Below are 17,593 nucleotides of genomic sequence, written 5' to 3' on the forward strand. Positions count from 1 at the left end.
TCCATCCTAATTCGTGAGAGCGCCGTAGATCATGGCGACGACGTTCTGTGTGCCGGTGCGCGTGCCGACGTGCACGGCTGCCTCAGCCATGCGATCGATGCGCGCGCGATCGGCGAGCAGCGGGATGATCTCCTCGCGCACCTTGTCACCGGTGAAGGTGCCGTCATCGATCAGCAGCGCGGCTCCCGCGGCGACAGCCGACGCGGCATTCAGACGCTGCTCACCATTGCCGACGGCGTACGGCACGTATACCGCGGGGATGCCGAGAGCACTGATCTCGCTGACGGTCGCAGAGCCTGCGCGCGAGACGATCAGATCGGCCAGCGCGAATGCGAGATCCATCCGGTCGACGTAGCGACGCACCGCATATCCGGGCACTTCTGGGTCAACGAGGTCGCTGCGCTCCCCCGTGACGTGCAGCAGCTGCCACCCGGCGGCGAGCACATCGCCCCAGGAATCGGCCAGCGCCTCGTTCAGTCGCTGCGCACCGAGTGACCCGCCGAACACGAGCAGCACGGGGCGGGCCGGATCCAATCCGAAGGCTGCAGCGGCCTCTGCGCGCGATGCCGCCCGATCGAGATCAACGATCTCGTGGCGCAGCGGCATCCCGACGACCTCTCCCCGCTTGAGCGGGGTGCCCTCGAAAGCGACGCCCACTCCGGCAGCGCGTCCAGCGCCCAATCTGTTCGCCAGGCCCGGCCGGGCGTTCGCCTCGTGCACGATGTAGGGAACTTTCTCCCGGCGCGCGGCGACATAGGCGGGCGCGGAAGCGTAGCCGCCGAATCCGACCACGACATCGACCTCGTGCTCGCGGATGTGCGCGCGCACCTGCGCGATCGCCTTGCGGAACCGTCCGGGAAAAGCGATGGCCGCCTGATTCGGGCGCCGAGGGAACGGCACCTTGTCGACGATGAGCAGCTCATAGCCGCGTGCGGGCACGAGCCTCGCTTCCAGCCCTTCCTTCGTCCCGAGAACCAGTACGGAAGCGTGCGCGTCGCGCTCTCGCAGAGAATCGGCGACAGCGAGCAGAGGATTGACGTGGCCGGCAGTGCCGCCACCTGCGAGGAGGTACGAGGTCACCTCGTGACCTTACCCCGCTCAGTTGCAGGAATCGTGCGAGCGAACGCGAGGAGCACGCCGCACGCCAACAGCACGGCGAGCAAGGCGGTACCGCCCTGCGACATGAACGGCAGCGGCACGCCCATGACCGGGAGCACGCCGATGACGACGCCGATGTTGATGAGTGCCTGGCCGAGGATCCATACCGTGATGCCACCGGCTGCGACGCGGATGAACGGGTCATCGGTCTTGCGCATCACATGGAAGGCGCCGACCGCGAAGAAGGTGAACAGCGCCAGCACGACGAGGCAGCCGATGAGTCCCAGCTCTTCACCGACGATCGCGAAGATGAAGTCGTTCGCGGCTGCAGGAAGCCAGCCGTACTTCTCTTGGGAGTTGCCCAGGCCCAGGCCGAAGATCCCGCCGTTGGCCATGCCCCATACGGCGTGGATCGACTGGTAGCAGTCATGCTCGTAATTGCTCATGTCGGAGCACACCGCGGTGATCCGTCGCATGCGGTCGGGGCTTGCGATCGCCAGAGCGATGACGCCGACGACCCCGAGCAGAACGGGGAGGATGAACAGGCGCAGCTTCACGCCGGCGAAGAACAGGCAGCCGAGCAAGATGAGCACGAGCACCATCGCCGTACCGAGGTCACGACCGGCCATCACGGTGCCGAAGACGAGCAACCCGACCGGGATCACCGGGATGAACACGTGGCGCCAGATGCCCAGCAGGGCGCGCTTGCGCAGCAGCACGTAGGCGATCCACAGTGCGAGCGCGAGTTTCAGGAATTCTGATGGCTGCATCGTGAAGCCGGCCAGACGGATCCAATTGCGGTTTCCGGCGTCGGTGACGCCCAGAGGCGTGAACACCAGCAGCTGCATCAGGGTGGCGGCGATCAGCAGCGGCCACGCCATCTTCTTCAGGAACTTGATCGGCAGTCTGCTCACGAGGAACATCAGCGGGATGCCGATGGCGGCGAACATGCTCTGCTTCAGCGCCGTGTCCATGACGCCGGATTCGGTCGCGCTGGTAGCGGAGATCACCATCACGATCCCGAACACCGTCAGCAACAGAGCTGTGGATGCGATCAGCAGGAACTCGCTCGAGGGCGGCGTGAAGATACGTCCCAGTGAGACGCGAGCGGCAAGACCGCGTGAGTCCGAGGGCGAGGAGTCGGCTACCGCGCGGTCAGTGCGCGACGGGCGGGCTGCCTGCGTCATCGGCACTCCCCCGGTCGATCCACTTCTGCACCGCGTCGGCGAAGCGGTGGCCACGATCCGCGTAGCTTTCGAACTGATCGAAGGATGCCGCGGCGGGTGCCAGTAGAACTGTGCCCCCGTCAGTGGCGATCCCTGCGGCCAGTTCCACCACGCGGGTCATCACATCTTCAGTCTCACCAGTGGCGACCTCATAGACCCGCACGTCGGGCGCGTGTCGCGCGAATGCCGCCAGAACGTCGCCGCGCTCTACGCCGATGACAAGAGCTGCGCTCGCTGTGCGGCCGGCACCTGCCACGACTTCAGAGACGTCGACACCCTTCAGGTCTCCGCCCACGACCCAGACGGCCCCGGGGTACGCACGCAACGAGGAGGCAGCCGCATGCGGGTTGGTGGCTTTGGAATCATCGATCCAGGTGACGCCAGCATGTCGGGCCACGACCTGGATCCGGTGCTCATCGAGGCGGAAGCGCTCCAGTGCGCGACGGATCGCAGCGGGCTCTGCACCGAGGGCCCGCGCCAGAGCGCTGGCAGCGAGGATGTTCTGCACGATGTGCGGAGCGGCAAGCCCTGCCTCTACTAGCTCAGCGATCGTCGTAAGCTCGAGCGCATTGTTTCGACGGTCGTCGAGGAAAGCACGATCGACGAGAATGCCGTCGACCACGCCGACATCGCTGGGACCGGGAATCCCGAGGTCGAACCCGATCGCTCGGGCGCCGTCTGTGACGTCGGCCTCTTCCACCATGACCCTGGTCGCCTCATCGGCCTTGTTGTAGACGCAGGCGACGCGCGTATTGCGATAGACGAAGGACTTCGCCTCGCGGTACGCCTCGGCGCTGCCATGCCACACGAGGTGGTCGTCAGCGAGGTTCAGGCAGACCGCGGAATGCGGCACGAGCTGTCCCTCTGGCGCACTCTGTCCGATGTACCAGAGCTGGTGGCTGGAGAGCTCCACGACGAGCACATCGAATCCGGCGGGATCGCGAACAGCATCCAACACCGGAACGCCGATGTTTCCGCAGGGAGCGGCGCGAAGCCCTCCTTCGACGAGCAGCGTCGCGGTCAGCTGGGTGGTCGTCGTCTTGCCGTTGGTGCCGGTGATCAGCACCCAGTCCGCTGGCGTTCCATCGGCGCGCACGACCTTGTCGCGCACGCGCCAGGCCAGTTCCACATCTCCCCACAGCGCGATGCCCGACTCGAGCGTCCAGCGGATGACCGGGTGCGATGGCGCGAATCCCGGGGACGCGACGACGACGTCAGGCGCGAACTCCACAAGTTCTGTCGGGGCCTGGTCGAGTGGCCCGAGCACGAGGCGCGCACCGATCACGGGAACGAGGCGCTCGTAGTCCTCGGATGCCGACTCGGAGAGGACGAGCACGTCTGCGCCGAGCTCGGTGAGCGTGTCTGCAGCGGCGAAACCGGTCACGGACAGACCGAGCACGGCAACGCGCAACCCCTTCCAGTCAGCGTGCCAGCTGGTGAGGGCTTCTAATCGTAGTGTCATTTCACGCGCCAGCTCATATCAGGGTGAGCCATTCCACATAGAACAGCCCGATCGCCCCGATCGCGAGAAGACCGGCGATGATCCACAGACGGACGACGATCGTCACCTCTGGCCAGCCGCGCATCTCGAGGTGGTGGTGGAACGGGCTCATCAGGAACAGTCGCTTGCCGCGAGTGATCTTGAAGTACAGCCGCTGCAGAATCACCGATCCGGACGACAGCACGAAGACGCCGGCGATCACGAACAGGAGGAGCTCGGTGCGGGTGAGGATCGCCATCGCGGTGATCACGCCGCCGATCGACATGGAACCGACATCACCCATGAAGACCTTGGCCTTGGGAGCGTTCCACCACAGGAATCCGATGAGGCCTGCCGCGAAGGATGCCGCGACGATGGCGAGGTTGAAGGGATCACGCACCTCGTAGCAGGCATCCAGCGCCGCAGGATCAACGCCCGTGCCTGCGCAGGACTGCTTGAACTGCCAGAAGGCGATGAGGCTGTAGGCGCTGACGACAAAGACCCCTGCGCCAGCCGCGAGGCCGTCAAGACCGTCGGTGAGGTTCACGCTGTTGGAGGTCGCGATGCCGATCACGGCGATCCAGATCAGGTAGACGACCCAGCCGATCACCACGCCGAAGGCGAAGAGATTCAACCACGAGATGTCGCGGAACAGCGAGATCGAGCCGCTGGCCGGTGTCTGCCCGAACTGGTTCGGGAAGTTCAGGGCGACGATTCCGAACGGGATCATCACGATGAGCTGACCGATGACCTTGCGCCAGCCGGAGAGGCCGAGGCTGCGCTGCGATCGGACTTTCATGTAGTCGTCGATGAACCCGACGGCACCGAATCCGACCATGAGCCACAGCACGAGGATCGCCGATAGTGCGGGGGTGCTGCCTCCGGCGTAGACGCCGGTGAAGTAGCCGACGATGGTGCCCATGATGAAGATCACGCCGCCCATCGTGGGGGTGCCGCGTTTGGCTTCGTGGCTGGGGTTCGCGATGTCTTCAGGGGTGCGAATGACCTGACCCCAGCCCCAGCGGCGGAACAGCCGGAGGAAGACGGGAGTCAGGAACAGTGTGAAGGCCAGCGATATCGCCGCTGCCATGAGGAGTGATCTCACGAGAACAATTCTCCCAGACGATCGCCGAGATGCCGGAGCCCCACGGAATTGGATGATTTCACGAGCACGCGATCGCCGTCGCGCAGCTCAGTTCGCAGATACTCGAACGCGGCATCCTGATCGGGCAGGTGCACCGCCTCGCTGTCCCATGAGCCCTCGCCGACAGCGGAGAGGTAGAGCCTGCGAGCCTCTGGCCCGACAACGACGATGCGTCGGATGTTCAGACGCACGGCGAGCAGGCCGATGCGGTCGTGCTCCTCCCCCGCGCTCTCGCCGAGTTCACTCATCGCGCCGAGCACCGCGACAGTGCGCTCGTCTGGCCCGGTGATCTGAGCGAGCGTGCGCAGGGCTGCGGCCATGGAGTCGGGACTGGCGTTGTAGGCGTCGTTGATGATGCGCACGCTGTCGTTCCCCATCGGCTGCATTCGCCAGCGCTCAGCAACCTCGATGGTCTCGATCCGTGCGATCGCATGCTCGATACTCACCCCCAACGCTCGGGATGCGGCAATCGCAGCGAGGGCGTTGGAGATGTGGTGCGCGCCGAGCACCTTGAGATGCAAGGGGTGGGTCTCGCCGTCGACAGTGATGCGGGCGCGCGTGCCGTCAGCTGCGACGAGCACGTCGGAAGCCCGGACCTCGGCGGACTCGCCCTGGCCGAAGCCGACGACCGTCATGCTGTGCGCTTCGGCGGCCTCACGCATGGCCCAGACGCGAGGATCATCACTGTTGAGTACGGCGATGCCGCCAGGGCGGGATGCGTCGATCAGCTCGGCCTTCGCCTTCGCCGTGGTCTCGATGCCGCCGAAGCCGCCCGCGTGAGCCAGCCCGACCATCAGGATCACCGCGACGTCAGGTTCGACGAGCCCGGCCAGATGCGCAATCGCTCCAGGCGCCGCTGCTCCGAACTCGCAGACGAGGAAGCGTGTGTCGTCGGTGACCCGGAGCATTGTGATCGGAGCGCCGACCTCGTTGTTGTACGAATCGATCGGTGCGACCGTCTCGCCCTCGTCCTGCAGAATGCGGGCGAGCAGATTCTTTGTCGTCGTCTTGCCGTTGGATCCGGTGATGCCGACGATCTTCAGATCGCCCTTCGCACGAACTCTCGCGACGACCGCACGCGCGAGTGCAGCCAGAGCTCCGACAGCATCTGCCACGATGATCTGCGAAACAGCGACATCGACGACGTGCTCGACGAGCGCAAGTGCTGCACCGTTCTCGACGGCGGCACCGACGAAGCGGTGGCCATCCGTCTGCGCACCCGGCTTGGCGACGAAGATCCCGCCGGGAGTCATCTTCCGAGAATCCGTGTCGACCACACCGCCCACGGCGGTCTCGGCCGTGTCGTCACCGACGACACGCAGATCGCCTCCGGTGATGGCAGCGATCTCAGCGAGCGACAGAGCGATCATGACATCTCCATGCGCGGCGCGATGCCGGCTAGTTGAACTTGGGGAGCAGCTCGTCCATCGGCACGGTGGACGGCGAGACTCGGTACGTCTTCAGCACCTGCGTCATCGCCTTCTGAAAGGCGGACGCGGTCGCGGCGGACGATACAACCTTAGTCGGCTCATCGAGAGTGACCAGAACGACGTACTGCGGATCATCGACCGGAGCGAAGCCGATCATGCTGGTGGAGTAGCGACCGGCGAGGTATCCGCCGCCGTCGGCCTTCTGCGCCGTGCCGGTCTTGGTCGCCACTCGGTAGCCGGGCACTTCGACCTGCTTGCTGAGGCCGCCCTGCACCGTGACGTTCTCGAGAATTCGGGTCACCTCAGTGGCTGTCTCGTTCGAGATGATCTGCTCGTGCTTGGGTGCTTCGGGCTTGAGGATCGTGCCATCGCCCTGGGTGCACGACTCGATCAGCGACAGGTCGATCTTCTCACCGCCGTTGGCGATCGCCTGGTAGGCACCGGCCATCTGCGGAGCGGTGACAGTGAGCGCCTGGCCGAAGGTGGTCGTGTAGAGCGTCTGGCTGTCCCAGTTCTCGTACGGGTGCAGGACCCCCGCCTCCTCGCGCGGGAAGTCGACCGTCTTCTGCCCGACTCCGAACTTCTGGATGTAGTCGTATCGTGTCTTCGCGTCGATCATCGTGCCGAACTTCGACAGCGCGACGTTCGACGAATCGATCAGGGCTCCGGCGAGCCGGTACTGGTACGTGTCGTGACGGAACGGGTCATTGATCACCGCTCCGTTCGGGAAGACCTCGCGGTCGTCCACCGTGACCGTGGTGTTCAGGTCCGCGGCACCGGCATCGAGCACAGCGGCCGCAGTGATCGCCTTGAACGTCGACCCTGGCTCGAACGTCGCGCCGAAGACCCTCGTGCCCCAGTCATCGGGAGAGGACGCGTTGAGGTCGTTGGGGTCGAGCGAGGGCCATTCGGCTGCCGCACGGATCTTGCCGGTGTTGACCTCGACGACCGTCACGGTGCCGGATTTGGCACCCATCCGCTGTGCTTCCTCAGAGATCAGCTGCTGCAGGTACCACTGCAGGTCGCTGTTGATGGTCAGCTGCACGGAGCCGCCGTTGACCGCTTCCTTGACCCGTTCGCTGCCGGGAATGATGTTGCCGTCTTTGCCGCGAAGGTATGTGCGCTCACCGTTGCTGGGAGCGAGGCACGTGCCTTCCATCTGCTCGATGCCCGCCTGTCCCTGCCCGGCGTTGTCGACGTACCCGACGACGTTTCCGGCGACCGCGCCGTTGGGGTAGACCCGCGTCTCACGCGGATCGGCGTGCAGGTAGACCAGCCCGAGATCGCGCAGTTCGAGGTATTGCTCGGTGCTCAGACCGTTGGCGAGCTCGTAGTACTGCGAGCTGGGATCGTTCTCGAGGTTCTGCGCGACGCCGGACCGCAGCTCTTCGACGTCTTGACCCGTGATCGCAGCGATCTTCTCGGATGCTTCGCTCCACGGCACCTTCGGCGGCTTCTCGGTGTCGTTCTCGAGCTGCATGATCAGACTCGGGCTCAGCTGCGCGTCGTAGACCTTCATGCTCGAGGCGAGCGTGATGCCGTTCTGGTCGAGGATCGTTCCCCGATCGCCATGCAGCGTTGCGGTGCTTCCGAGTTGGCCGACGTTGAGCGAATCTGCGACGTGGTCATTCGCGCTCACGACCTGGATATCGACCAGGCGGACCACGAACGCCGAGAGCACGGCGAGGATCACCGCGAGGGCGACGACGGTCCGGCGGCGCGGGCCGCGCGTTGCTCGAGTCGTCATTCTGCTTGCTCCGTGTCCGTGTCAGCGGGTGGTCGGGCTGGGGAGGCCATCGGTGATCGGTGGGGGGAGGTTCGGATCGGGCACGTCGCCCACTGTCTGCTCCGATGCCGCGTTCTCTGCGGCCGCAGCCTCGAGCGCGGCGTGATCGAGCAGGGCGTTGTGTACCGCACCGCTGCCCTTCGGATCGACCGTGGATCGCCAGTCGGCACCGGTATTGGCACCGATCACGGCAGAGTCACTCAACCGCAGGTAGGAGGCGGATCCGGCCACGACCATGCCGAGCTCGGATGCTTTCGTCGCCAGCAGCTGGGGCGATTCGATGCCGGCGAGGTCGTCCTGGAGGGCACTGGCCTGCAGATTCAACTCGCGCTGCTGGGATGTGAGGTCGGCGAGCACGAAGGAGTCGTTGGTGATGGCGAGCGACAGCCCGATCTGACCGGCGCCGATGAGCGCTGCCCCACCGAGAGCCACCAGTGCGTAGACGAGCTTCGGCCGACGGCGAGGAACGGGAGCGACGACCGTGCGCAGCCGACGACCGGTGCTCGCCGGCCTCGACGGTGCGGCCGGTGCGGTCGTCGGCAGCACGGCTGCGGCGGTGGCCCGGCTCATACCGCTGCCCTTACTCGCTCGGCTGCGCGCAGGCGCACCGGAATCGCACGCGGATTGCGCGCCTTCTCCTCGTCGCTGGCGAACTCGGCGCCCTTTGTCAGCGTGCGGAAGCGGGGTGCGTGCTCGGGGAGCTCGACGGGGAGGCCCGCAGGGGCAGTCGATGCGGATGCCGCGGCGAACGCCTGCTTGATGAGGCGATCCTCGAGCGACTGATAGCTCATCACGACGATCCGGCCCCCGATGGTCAGCGCGTCCATCGCGGCGGGGATCGCGTCGGCGAGAACACTGAGCTCGGAGTTGACTTCGATGCGCAGGGCCTGGAAAACGCGCTTGGCCGGATGCCCTGCCCGCTGCACGGCCGCTGGAGTCGCTGCCTGCAGCAGGTCGACGAGATCCTGCGAACGGACGAGGGGCTGCGCGTCGCGTGACTGCACGATGAAACGCGCATAGCGGGCAGCCAGCTTCTCTTCGCCGTATCGCTCAAAGATGCGCCGCAGGTTTCCCTCGCTGTATGTGGCGAGGACTTCAGCCGCGGTCACGCCCTTGGTCTGGTCCATCCGCATATCCAGCGGAGCGTCCTTCGAGTAGGCGAAGCCGCGCTCTGCCTCATCGAGCTGCAGTGAGGAGACGCCGAGGTCCATCAGGATGGCGGATGCACCCTGTGCGTGCAGACCAATCTCGTCGTACACCGTGTGCACGAGCGTGAGCCGGTCGGCGAATCGCGCCAGTCGCTCTCCTGCGATGCGCAGCGCATCGGTGTCGCGGTCGAGACCGATGAGTCGGATGTTGTCGAACCGCTCGAGGAGCGCCTCGGAATGGCCGCCCATGCCGAGGGTCGCGTCGACCACGATCGCGCCATCGTGCTGGATGGCCGGGGCCATCAGCTCGATGCAGCGATCGAGGAGTACGGGAGTGTGGATATCGCGAAGGTTCATGATCTTGTCCGGCGACCTGGGCCCTGATCCCCCTCCGCTTCTCGACCCGGCACCGGGGAAGTGTGTCGGGGCGGGAGCGGCGGGGCATCACAGCCGAGGTCAGAAGAGTCCGGGAATCACCTCCTGCTCCAATTCTGAGTAGTTGTCCTCGCCAGCAGCGAGATAGTCGTTCCAGGCCGCGGCATCCCAGATCTCGGCGTGCGCGCCGACACCGGTGACGATGAGCTCCTTCTCGAGCCCCGCGTACTGACGGAGATGACCGGGGATGGTGATGCGGTTCTGGCTGTCGGGCATTTCTGCGCTTGCTCCGGAGAGGAACATCCGCAGGAAGTCACGGGCCTGCTTGTTGCTGAGCGGTGCTTGCCGGATCCGCTCGTGCATCGCCTCGAACTCGGCAGTGCTGAACACGTAGAGACAGCGCTCCTGGCCACGGGTGACCACGATGCCTCCGCCGAGATCCTCACGGAACTTCGCCGGCAGGATGACTCGACCTTTGTCGTCGAGCTTCGGTGAATGCGTTCCCAGCAACATCGGCCATCACCCCCTCTGCAACCGGCCAATTCGAGGTTGACCCCACTTTACTCCACTTTCCTCCACATTCATATGACCACGCAGGAAAAGAATGCCATATGGCGCGAGGAACAGCCCCCACTCCCCCGTGATTGCAGGGCTCAGCGAAGTGGAGGAGAGAGTCACCCAGAAACGCAAAAAGACCCGGATGCACGAGGCATCCGGGTCAGAAGTGGAGCGGTGTCAGTGACCGTCTTGGCGACGATCCCATCGATCGTTCATGCGATCCATGAACGAGGAGGAGTTCTGTGGAGTCTTCGGCGAAGCGCTCGCCTGAGTACGCACTGATCCGCCAACGCGGCGGACGGGGGTCACCGCGAGGATGACGCCGACGAGCATTGCCGCGAAGCCGACGACTCCGATGATGATGCTGACGACTGCGCCGAGCTGGCTGCCAAGGGCAACTCCGGCGACGAGCGCGCCGATGCCGACGAGCAGCAGAACTGCGCCGTAGACGAGATTGCGATAGCTGAGTGTGCGATCTCCGGACGGCGCACTCACAATGTCAGCGTCGTTGTGCAGGAGATGGCGTTCCATCTCATCGAGCAGACGCTGCTCCTGTTCAGACAGTGGCATGACGCCCCCCTCGGGTTCGATATGTCCCAGTCTACGCGCAACCAGACCACGGAGGCTAGGTTTCGGCTGAGAACCTAAGCTGATTATCGTGCCCCTCTCCAGCCAAGTCCAGCAGGCCGTCGCCGACCGCCTGGAGCGCTTCATCTCTGCAATGCGTTCCGAGGCCGCACCTTACGGTCCGGATGCCGCGCTCCTCCTCGATGCGGCGGTTCAGACGCTGCACGGCGGCAAGCGACTGAGGGCGCGATTCTGCCACTCCGGATGGACTGCGGTGGCGCGTTTCGCCGACAGCCGGGCCAAGGCGACGGATCCCGTGTGGGACCTCTGCGCGGCCCTTGAGATCTTCCAGTCTGCGGCCCTCGTGCACGACGACCTGATCGACAACTCCGACACGCGTCGCGGCCGCCCGGCCGCACATCGCGCACTCGAACAGCAGCACGGCGAGCAGCGCTGGGCTGGCAACGCGGATGCGTTCGGACGTTCGGCCGCGATCCTCCTGGGCGACCTGCTCATCTCGTGGAGCGATGATCTCTTCGAGCAGGCTCTGGCGGAGCATCCGCATGCGGCATCCGTGCGGCGCGTATACGCGCGCATGCGGCGCGACGTGACGACCGGACAATTCCTCGACATCGCCGAGGAATCCGCGTGGCGGGTCAGCCCCGACGCCGAGCACGCGGAGCGCGCGCTGCGTGTCGCCTCACTGAAGTCGGCGCGCTACAGCGTCGAACAGCCACTCGCTCTCGGTGCCGCACTCGCTGGAGCGGATGCCGATCAACTGGCCGCCCTGCGCGCCTTCGGCCACCCGCTCGGGATGGCGTTCCAGCTGCGCGATGACGTCCTCGGGGTCTTCGGTGACCAATCAGTCACCGGCAAGCCGACCGGTGATGACCTCCGCGAGGGGAAGCGCACCGTGCTCATCGCGCTCACGCGCGAGAATCTCGATGCATCTGCTCGTCGAGTGGTCGATGACCTCCTCGGCGATCCCGATCTCGAGCATGCCCAGGTGGCGGCGCTGCAGGCGACGATCTCCGCCTCGGGAGCCCTGGATCAGGTCGAGGAGATGATCCGCGCCTTTGCCTCTGAGGCCGACCGAGCACTCACCGGTGCTCGGCTCGACAATGCGGCCGTCGGAGATCTGCGCGATCTCGCACGTGCCGCGACTGTCCGCACCGCCTGAAAAGCAGGCGGCTTACGCGAGTGTGCGTGCGATGCGACGAACGGAGCTCTTGTGTCCGTCGAGGAGTGCAGCGATCGGCGTGCGACCGAGTTCGGCTTCTTCGGTGAACAGCCAGTCGATGGCCTCGTCATCGCTGAGTCCGGCATCCGCGAGGGCCATGATCGTGCCGCGCAGCGATGCCAGCGGACGGCCGTCGACGATGAAGATCGATGGAACGGCGAATGGACCGTTCCGCGTCGAGCCGATCAGGTACTGCTCCGCGATGAGTCGACGGACACGGCCGAGCGGTTCGCCGAGAACCTCGACGAGATCGGGGGTGGTCAACCATTCGGCGGCGAGCTTGCCAGCTGTTTCATCAGACACGTTCCGACTATCTCACTTCCCACGCGGCATCACACAACTGAGGTTGAGCAACTTCGGTCACTTTGTTCACTTTGGTTGACATGTTTCTCATGTCGTGTCAGCGTTTCAAGGGTTCAGAACAAGGGGGGAACCTTGAAGCTCACCGCGACTGCAATGCGAGACAAGTACGTTCACATCGGCGCGCCGGCTGCCGCTCTCGGCGTGCTGGCGAGCACTCTGGCAGCAGTTCCTGCTCACGCGGCATCCCCGACTGAGCCCACATCGGTTCCGGCTCATTCCGGTGCCGCATCGCTCGCCCCGGACACCGCCCGCGTGGCTCAGGCCACCCCTGCTCCGGCCACGTATACGGTGCAGTCCGGCGATACGGTCTCTGCCATCGCCGAGCGCTTCTCGCTGACGCCCGTAGACGTGCTCACGTGGAACGGGCTCGGCTGGCGATCGGTCATCTACCCCGGACAGACACTCGCTCTCGCCGCACCCGCCGCACCCGCCTCGGCGCAAGTAGCCGCGCCCGCCGCTGCCGCATCGACGCACACCGTCGTCGCCGGCGACACCGTCTTTGCAATCGCTCAGCGCTATGGGACGACGGTTGAGGCGATCCTCACCGCGAACGGCCTCGGCCAGGGCGCCATCATCTACCCGGGGCAGAGCCTCTCGGTCGCTGTCGCAGCACCGGAACAGGTCTCCGAGGCGCCAGCAGCATCCCCGACCGCTTCGGTCGCGCTCAACCCGCCGCAGGCGGAGAACGTCGCGCTCATCATCCGGATCGGGCGCGAGCTCGGCGTCTCCGACCACGGCATCGCGATCGCACTGGGCACCTCGATGGTCGAGTCGTGGCTGCGCAATCTCGACTGGGGCGACCGCGATTCGCTGGGGCTGTTCCAGCAGCGTCCGAGCACCGGGTGGGGCACGGCCGACCAGATCATGAACCGCGACTACAGCATTCGCGCGTTCTTCACCGGAGCATCCAACCCGGACGGCACGATCACCCGCGGACTGCTCGATATTCCGGGCTGGGAGGGTATGTCCTTTGCCAACGCAGCGCAGTCCGTCCAGATCTCTGCGTATCCGCAGCGGTACGCCGAGTGGGAGACCGCGGCATACGAATGGCTGGCGCAGTACGGGTAATTCCGGATGCCACCCCGCCGAAAGGTGAGGCGCTCCCCGGGCTTTCAGCCACTTCTTCATAGAATCTGTACGTGACGACCAATCAGCAGGCCGACCCCCTCATCGGGCGGCTTGTCGACGGCCGGTACCGCGTTCGCGCTCGCATCGCCCGCGGCGGGATGGCCACGGTCTACGTCGCCACCGACCTGAGACTCGAGCGCAGGATCGCCCTCAAGGTCATGCACGGGCACCTGAGCGACGACTCGGTGTTCCAGAGCCGCTTCATCCAAGAGGCGCGCGCGGCAGCCCGACTCGCCGACCCGCACGTCGTCAACGTCTTCGACCAGGGTCAGGACGGCGAGCTGGCGTACCTGGTCATGGAGTACCTGCCCGGCATCACCCTGCGCGAGTTGATGCGTGAGCAGAAGCGACTGACGATCACACAGACCGTCACGATCATGGACGCGATTCTCTCCGGCCTTGCCGCAGCGCACAAAGCCGGCATCGTCCACCGTGATGTGAAGCCCGAGAACGTGCTGCTCGCCGAGGACGGCCGCATCAAGATCGGCGACTTCGGGCTCGCTCGCGCGACGACGGCGAACACCGCAACCGGTGCGCAGCTGCTCGGCACGATCGCCTACCTCGCTCCCGAACTCGTTACCCGCGGAACTGCGGACGCCCGGAGCGACATCTACGCGCTCGGCATCATGCTGTACGAGATGCTCGTGGGCGAACAGCCCTACAAGGGCGAGCAGCCGATGCAGATCGCGTTCCAGCACGCGACGGAGTCGGTCCCCCGCCCGAGTGTTCGCAATCCCGGTGTCCCTGAGCAGCTCGACGAGCTCGTGCTGTGGTCGACGGAGAAGTCACCGGACGAGCGGCCTGACGATGCGCAGGAGATGCTCGATCGGCTGCGCGATATCGAACGGCAGCTCGGGGTCTCCCCCACGCCGACCGCCACGGCGGCAATGCCGACACGCTCGCACCACGACTCGGCTGATCTGACCAAAGTCATGCCCGCGACGATGATCATCGACGATTCCACAGGGCCTGTGGCTGTCGCACAGCCGATCGACAATGCCACTGTGCTGCGCCGCAGAACAGCAAATCGCCGCGCACGCGGCGCCTTCCTCCTCACCCTCGTCCTCCTGCTTGCCGTTCTCGCCGGTGGAGTCGGCTGGTGGTTCGGCTCTGGACCTGGTTCGCTCATCGCCGTTCCTTCGGTGGCGGGAATGAGTTACGAGGATGCCGCCGCTGTTCTCACCGAAGAGGGCTTCGTCCCCACCGCCGCAGAAGAGAGCTCCGTCGATATCGAGCCGGGCTTGTCGATCCGCACGGATCCGGCCGAGGGTGAGCGACTGGACGGCGGCAGCGAAGTCAGCGTCTTCATCTCGACAGGGCCCGCTCCTCGAAGCGTCAATGCCCTCAACGGCATGACCACAGACGCAGCCCGTGTCTATCTCGCCGAGCTCGGACTGACGGTGTCGGACGACGACCTGCTGCTGTACTCGCGCGCAGACGACGGCATCGTGATCAACGCGAGTGTCACTCCGCGTGATGGCGGCGACGCTGTCGAGTGCGGCGAAGGATGCGACGTGCACGAAGCCGACACGGCCCAGTTGGTCGTTTCGCTCGGAGGCCTGCCCGACGTGGTCGGAATGACGACGTCAGAAGCATCTGCGGCATTGGCCGAGAAGGATATCCAGACGACGACGACTGAGGAATACAGCGACAGCATCGAAGAGGGTCGAGTGATCAACACTGCCGATCGTGAGGGCGGTGGCAACTGGCGCCCCGGCGACACGATGACCCTGGTGGTCTCACTCGGACCGCAGCTGTTCGCCGTGCCCGACGTCACGGGAATGAACCGCGATCAGGCGGCGCAGGCGCTGCGTGACGCGGGGTTCGAACCGACATGGAACCCACTGTGGACGCCGTTCCCCAACGGCCTGACCGAAGTCACTGGAACCGACCCGGCCGCCGGGAAGATGCGCCGGGCCGGCACCGAAGTGACGTTGCTGATCCGCAGCAGTCTCTAGCGGTTCGCACGTCGAGAACGCACGAACCGCCCTTCCGAAGCATCCGGAGGGGCGGTTCTCGCGTTCTCGAGGTCACAGAAGGCGTTGGATGCGCGCGATCAGCGCCCGCGCGCCGTTGAGGAGGTCATTGGCGCCGACTTGGATGACGCGATATCCGGCATCTTCCATCAACTGTGTTCTGGGTGAGATCCTTCAGCCCCACCGCAACCAGCCACTCAGGGCAGAGCTGTGTGGAGAGCTGACACCAGACATCCGCAGGCGAGAGCACGCGAACCCCCTGCAGAGTGAAGGCCGCCAGGGTTTCATCGGGACGCTCCCAGCCGGTCACTCCCGGACGGCGCACCTCGAGACCCGACACACGTCACGTGCAGGTGCTGCGATACCGCAGGCAGAGGCATCCCCCACAGACGCGCGGCTGTCTGGTGACTGAAGAAGTGGTGCGGGCTCAGGGCTTGACTCAAAGCGGCGCAGCGGTCGCGGAGCGTCTCCAGCGGAGCATCCGATCGCACTCCGTGGAATGGACGCTCCAGATCACGTCCGCGCATCCGCTTCTCGGTGACGCCACGCGCAGCGCGCGTCTGCACGTGAAAAGTCTGTCCGCGTAGGGAAACCTGGCAAGCGTGTGCGGGGCTGCATCCTCAAATCCTGCGCTCCCGAAGACCCGCCCACTGAAGTTATCCACATCCCGCCGCCGATGGAGGTGCGCGAAAGACTCAGCGCTTCTCGAGCTCCTCGGCGACGAGGAACGCGAGCTCGAGGCTCTGCATGTGGTTCAGACGCGGGTCGCACAGGCTCTCGTAGCGCGTGGCGAGGCCCTGCTCGTCGATCTGCTCCGAGCCGCCGAGGCACTCGGTGACATCGTCACCGGTGAGCTCGACGTGGATGCCGCCGGGGAACGTGCCCACCGCGCGGTGCGCTTCGAAGAACCCGCGCACCTCGTCGACGACGTCGTCAAAGCGACGAGTCTTGTACCCGGTCGGCGTCGTGATGCCGTTGCCGTGCATGGGGTCGGTGACCCACAGCGGCTGCGCACCCGAGTCGCGCACGGCCTCCAGCAGCGGCGGAAGTGCGTCACGGATCTTGCCCGCACCCATGCGGGTGATGAAGGTGAGGCGGCCCGGCTCGCGGTTCGGGTCGAGCTTGTCGATGAGCTCCAGTGCCGTCTCCGGTGTCGTCGTGGGGCCGAGCTTCACACCGATCGGGTTGCGGATCTTGGAGAAGTAGTCCACGTGCGCACCGTCGAGGTCACGCGTGCGCTCACCGATCCAGAGGAAGTGCGCCGAGGTGTTGTATGGAGTGTCGGTGCGCGAGTCGATACGCGTCATCGGGCTCTCGTAGTCCATCAGCAGGCCCTCATGGCCGGTGAAGAACTCGACGCGCTTGAGTTCGTCGAAGTCGGCTCCCGCAGCTTCCATGAACTTGATGGCGCGGTCGATCTCAGCGGCCATGCGCTCGTAACGCTGGTTGGCGGGGTTCGACGCGAACCCCTTGTTCCAGGAGTGCACTTCGCGGAGGTCGGCGAAGCCACCCTGCGTGAACGCACGGATCAGGTTCAGCGTCGAAGCTGCCGTGTGATACCCCTGCAGCAGTCGACCAGGGTCTGCCTTCCGAGAGCCCTCGGTGAAGTCGTAGCCGTTGACGATGTCGCCGCGGTACGCGGGCAGAGTGACCTCACCGCGCGTCTCGGTGTCACTGGAGCGGGGCTTGGCGAACTGCCCAGCCATCCGGCCCATCTTGACGATCGGCATCGATGCGCCGTAAGTGAGCACCACGGCCATCTGCAGCACGGTCTTGATGCGATTGCGGATCTGCTCAGCGGTCGCACCCGCGAAGGTCTCAGCGCAATCGCCGCCCTGCAGGAGAAAGGCTCCCCCAGAGGCCGCTCGCGCGAGACGGTCACGCAGGTTGTCTACCTCGCCCGCGAAGACGAGAGGAGGAAGCGCTGCGATCTGCTTCGAGACATCGGCGACGTGGTCGAGGTCGGACCAGGTCGGCTGCTGTTTGATAGGAAGGTCGCGCCAGGTGTCGAGTCCGGCATCGTGCTGCTGAGACATTTTCCCAGCTTACTGGCGCAACAGCGTCACTCGCGCCG

15 protein-coding genes are annotated in these 17,593 nt (G+C 65.4%); 3 read left to right on the plus strand and 12 right to left on the minus strand.

Annotation, left to right across the window (positions count from 1 at the left end; genetic code table 11):
- Positions 1-6 precede the first annotated feature (6 nt).
- The 10 genes from ACTU6U_RS12570 to ACTU6U_RS12615 all read right to left on the minus strand — a co-directional run bounded on the left by ACTU6U_RS12570 (position 7) and on the right by ACTU6U_RS12615 (position 10,815).
- Complete coding sequence (locus ACTU6U_RS12570; RefSeq protein ID WP_443469445.1) at positions 7-1,080, minus strand: UDP-N-acetylglucosamine--N-acetylmuramyl-(pentapeptide) pyrophosphoryl-undecaprenol N-acetylglucosamine transferase; 1,074 nt, start codon at positions 1,078-1,080, stop codon at positions 7-9.
- Positions 1,077-2,285 (minus strand): putative lipid II flippase FtsW, encoded by a 1,209-nt coding sequence (ftsW, locus tag ACTU6U_RS12575; protein ID WP_443469446.1) that lies wholly within the window; start codon positions 2,283-2,285, stop codon positions 1,077-1,079. The genes ACTU6U_RS12570 and ftsW overlap by 4 nt, the downstream gene beginning before the upstream one ends.
- Positions 2,254-3,786 (minus strand): UDP-N-acetylmuramoyl-L-alanine--D-glutamate ligase, encoded by a 1,533-nt coding sequence (murD, locus tag ACTU6U_RS12580; RefSeq protein ID WP_443469447.1) that lies wholly within the window; start codon positions 3,784-3,786, stop codon positions 2,254-2,256. Before murD ends, ftsW begins: the two co-directional genes overlap by 32 nt.
- Positions 3,787-3,799: 13 nt before the next feature.
- Entirely contained in the window at positions 3,800-4,909 is a 1,110-nt protein-coding gene (gene mraY / locus ACTU6U_RS12585; protein WP_443469448.1) for a phospho-N-acetylmuramoyl-pentapeptide-transferase, read from the minus strand.
- The gene (locus ACTU6U_RS12590; RefSeq protein WP_443469449.1) at positions 4,906-6,318 is read right to left on the minus strand and encodes a UDP-N-acetylmuramoyl-tripeptide--D-alanyl-D-alanine ligase; all 1,413 of its coding nucleotides are present in this window, start codon (positions 6,316-6,318) and stop codon (positions 4,906-4,908) included. The genes mraY and ACTU6U_RS12590 overlap by 4 nt, the downstream gene beginning before the upstream one ends.
- 28 nt (positions 6,319-6,346) lie before the next feature.
- The gene (locus ACTU6U_RS12595) at positions 6,347-8,125 is read right to left on the minus strand and encodes a peptidoglycan D,D-transpeptidase FtsI family protein (RefSeq protein WP_443469450.1); all 1,779 of its coding nucleotides are present in this window, start codon (positions 8,123-8,125) and stop codon (positions 6,347-6,349) included.
- 21 nt (positions 8,126-8,146) lie between these two features.
- Positions 8,147-8,734: a cell division protein FtsL gene (gene ftsL, locus ACTU6U_RS12600; RefSeq protein WP_443469451.1), complete on the minus strand. Its 588-nt coding sequence runs from the start codon at positions 8,732-8,734 to the stop codon at positions 8,147-8,149.
- On the minus strand, positions 8,731-9,669 hold the full coding sequence (gene rsmH, locus ACTU6U_RS12605; protein ID WP_443469452.1) for a 16S rRNA (cytosine(1402)-N(4))-methyltransferase RsmH: 939 nt from the start codon (positions 9,667-9,669) through the stop codon (positions 8,731-8,733). The genes ftsL and rsmH overlap by 4 nt, the downstream gene beginning before the upstream one ends.
- A gap of 99 nt (positions 9,670-9,768) precedes the next feature.
- Positions 9,769-10,200 (minus strand): division/cell wall cluster transcriptional repressor MraZ, encoded by a 432-nt coding sequence (gene mraZ, locus ACTU6U_RS12610; RefSeq protein ID WP_230103047.1) that lies wholly within the window; start codon positions 10,198-10,200, stop codon positions 9,769-9,771.
- Positions 10,201-10,422: 222 nt separating this feature from the next.
- On the minus strand, positions 10,423-10,815 hold the full coding sequence (locus ACTU6U_RS12615; RefSeq protein WP_443469453.1) for an SCO2097 family morphological protein: 393 nt from the start codon (positions 10,813-10,815) through the stop codon (positions 10,423-10,425).
- A gap of 88 nt (positions 10,816-10,903) precedes the next feature.
- On the opposite strand from ACTU6U_RS12615, the gene ACTU6U_RS12620 reads away from it, so the two are divergent.
- A complete protein-coding gene (locus tag ACTU6U_RS12620) occupies positions 10,904-11,992 on the plus strand; it encodes a polyprenyl synthetase family protein (protein WP_443469454.1) in 1,089 nt (362 codons plus the stop codon).
- A gap of 12 nt (positions 11,993-12,004) precedes the next feature.
- On the opposite strand, the gene ACTU6U_RS12625 is transcribed toward ACTU6U_RS12620, so the two are convergent.
- Entirely contained in the window at positions 12,005-12,355 is a 351-nt protein-coding gene (locus ACTU6U_RS12625) for an Rv2175c family DNA-binding protein (protein ID WP_443469455.1), read from the minus strand.
- Between the two features lie 153 nt (positions 12,356-12,508).
- Here ACTU6U_RS12625 and ACTU6U_RS12630 point away from each other — a divergent pair, with 153 nt between their 5' ends.
- Complete coding sequence (locus ACTU6U_RS12630) at positions 12,509-13,483, plus strand: LysM peptidoglycan-binding domain-containing protein (protein WP_443469503.1); 975 nt, start codon at positions 12,509-12,511, stop codon at positions 13,481-13,483.
- Positions 13,484-13,554: 71 nt separating this feature from the next.
- The gene (gene pknB / locus ACTU6U_RS12635) at positions 13,555-15,501 is read left to right on the plus strand and encodes a Stk1 family PASTA domain-containing Ser/Thr kinase (RefSeq protein ID WP_443469456.1); all 1,947 of its coding nucleotides are present in this window, start codon (positions 13,555-13,557) and stop codon (positions 15,499-15,501) included.
- A 713-nt stretch (positions 15,502-16,214) separates the two neighbouring features.
- Here the strand turns inward: pknB and ACTU6U_RS12640 are convergent.
- Positions 16,215-17,555, minus strand: a complete 1,341-nt coding sequence (locus ACTU6U_RS12640) for a class II 3-deoxy-7-phosphoheptulonate synthase (RefSeq protein WP_443469457.1) — start codon at positions 17,553-17,555, stop codon at positions 16,215-16,217.
- Positions 17,556-17,593: the final 38 nt, after the last annotated feature.

The organism is Microbacterium zouquanmingi (assembly GCF_052266695.1).
GTDB lineage: Bacteria > Actinomycetota > Actinomycetes > Actinomycetales > Microbacteriaceae > Microbacterium.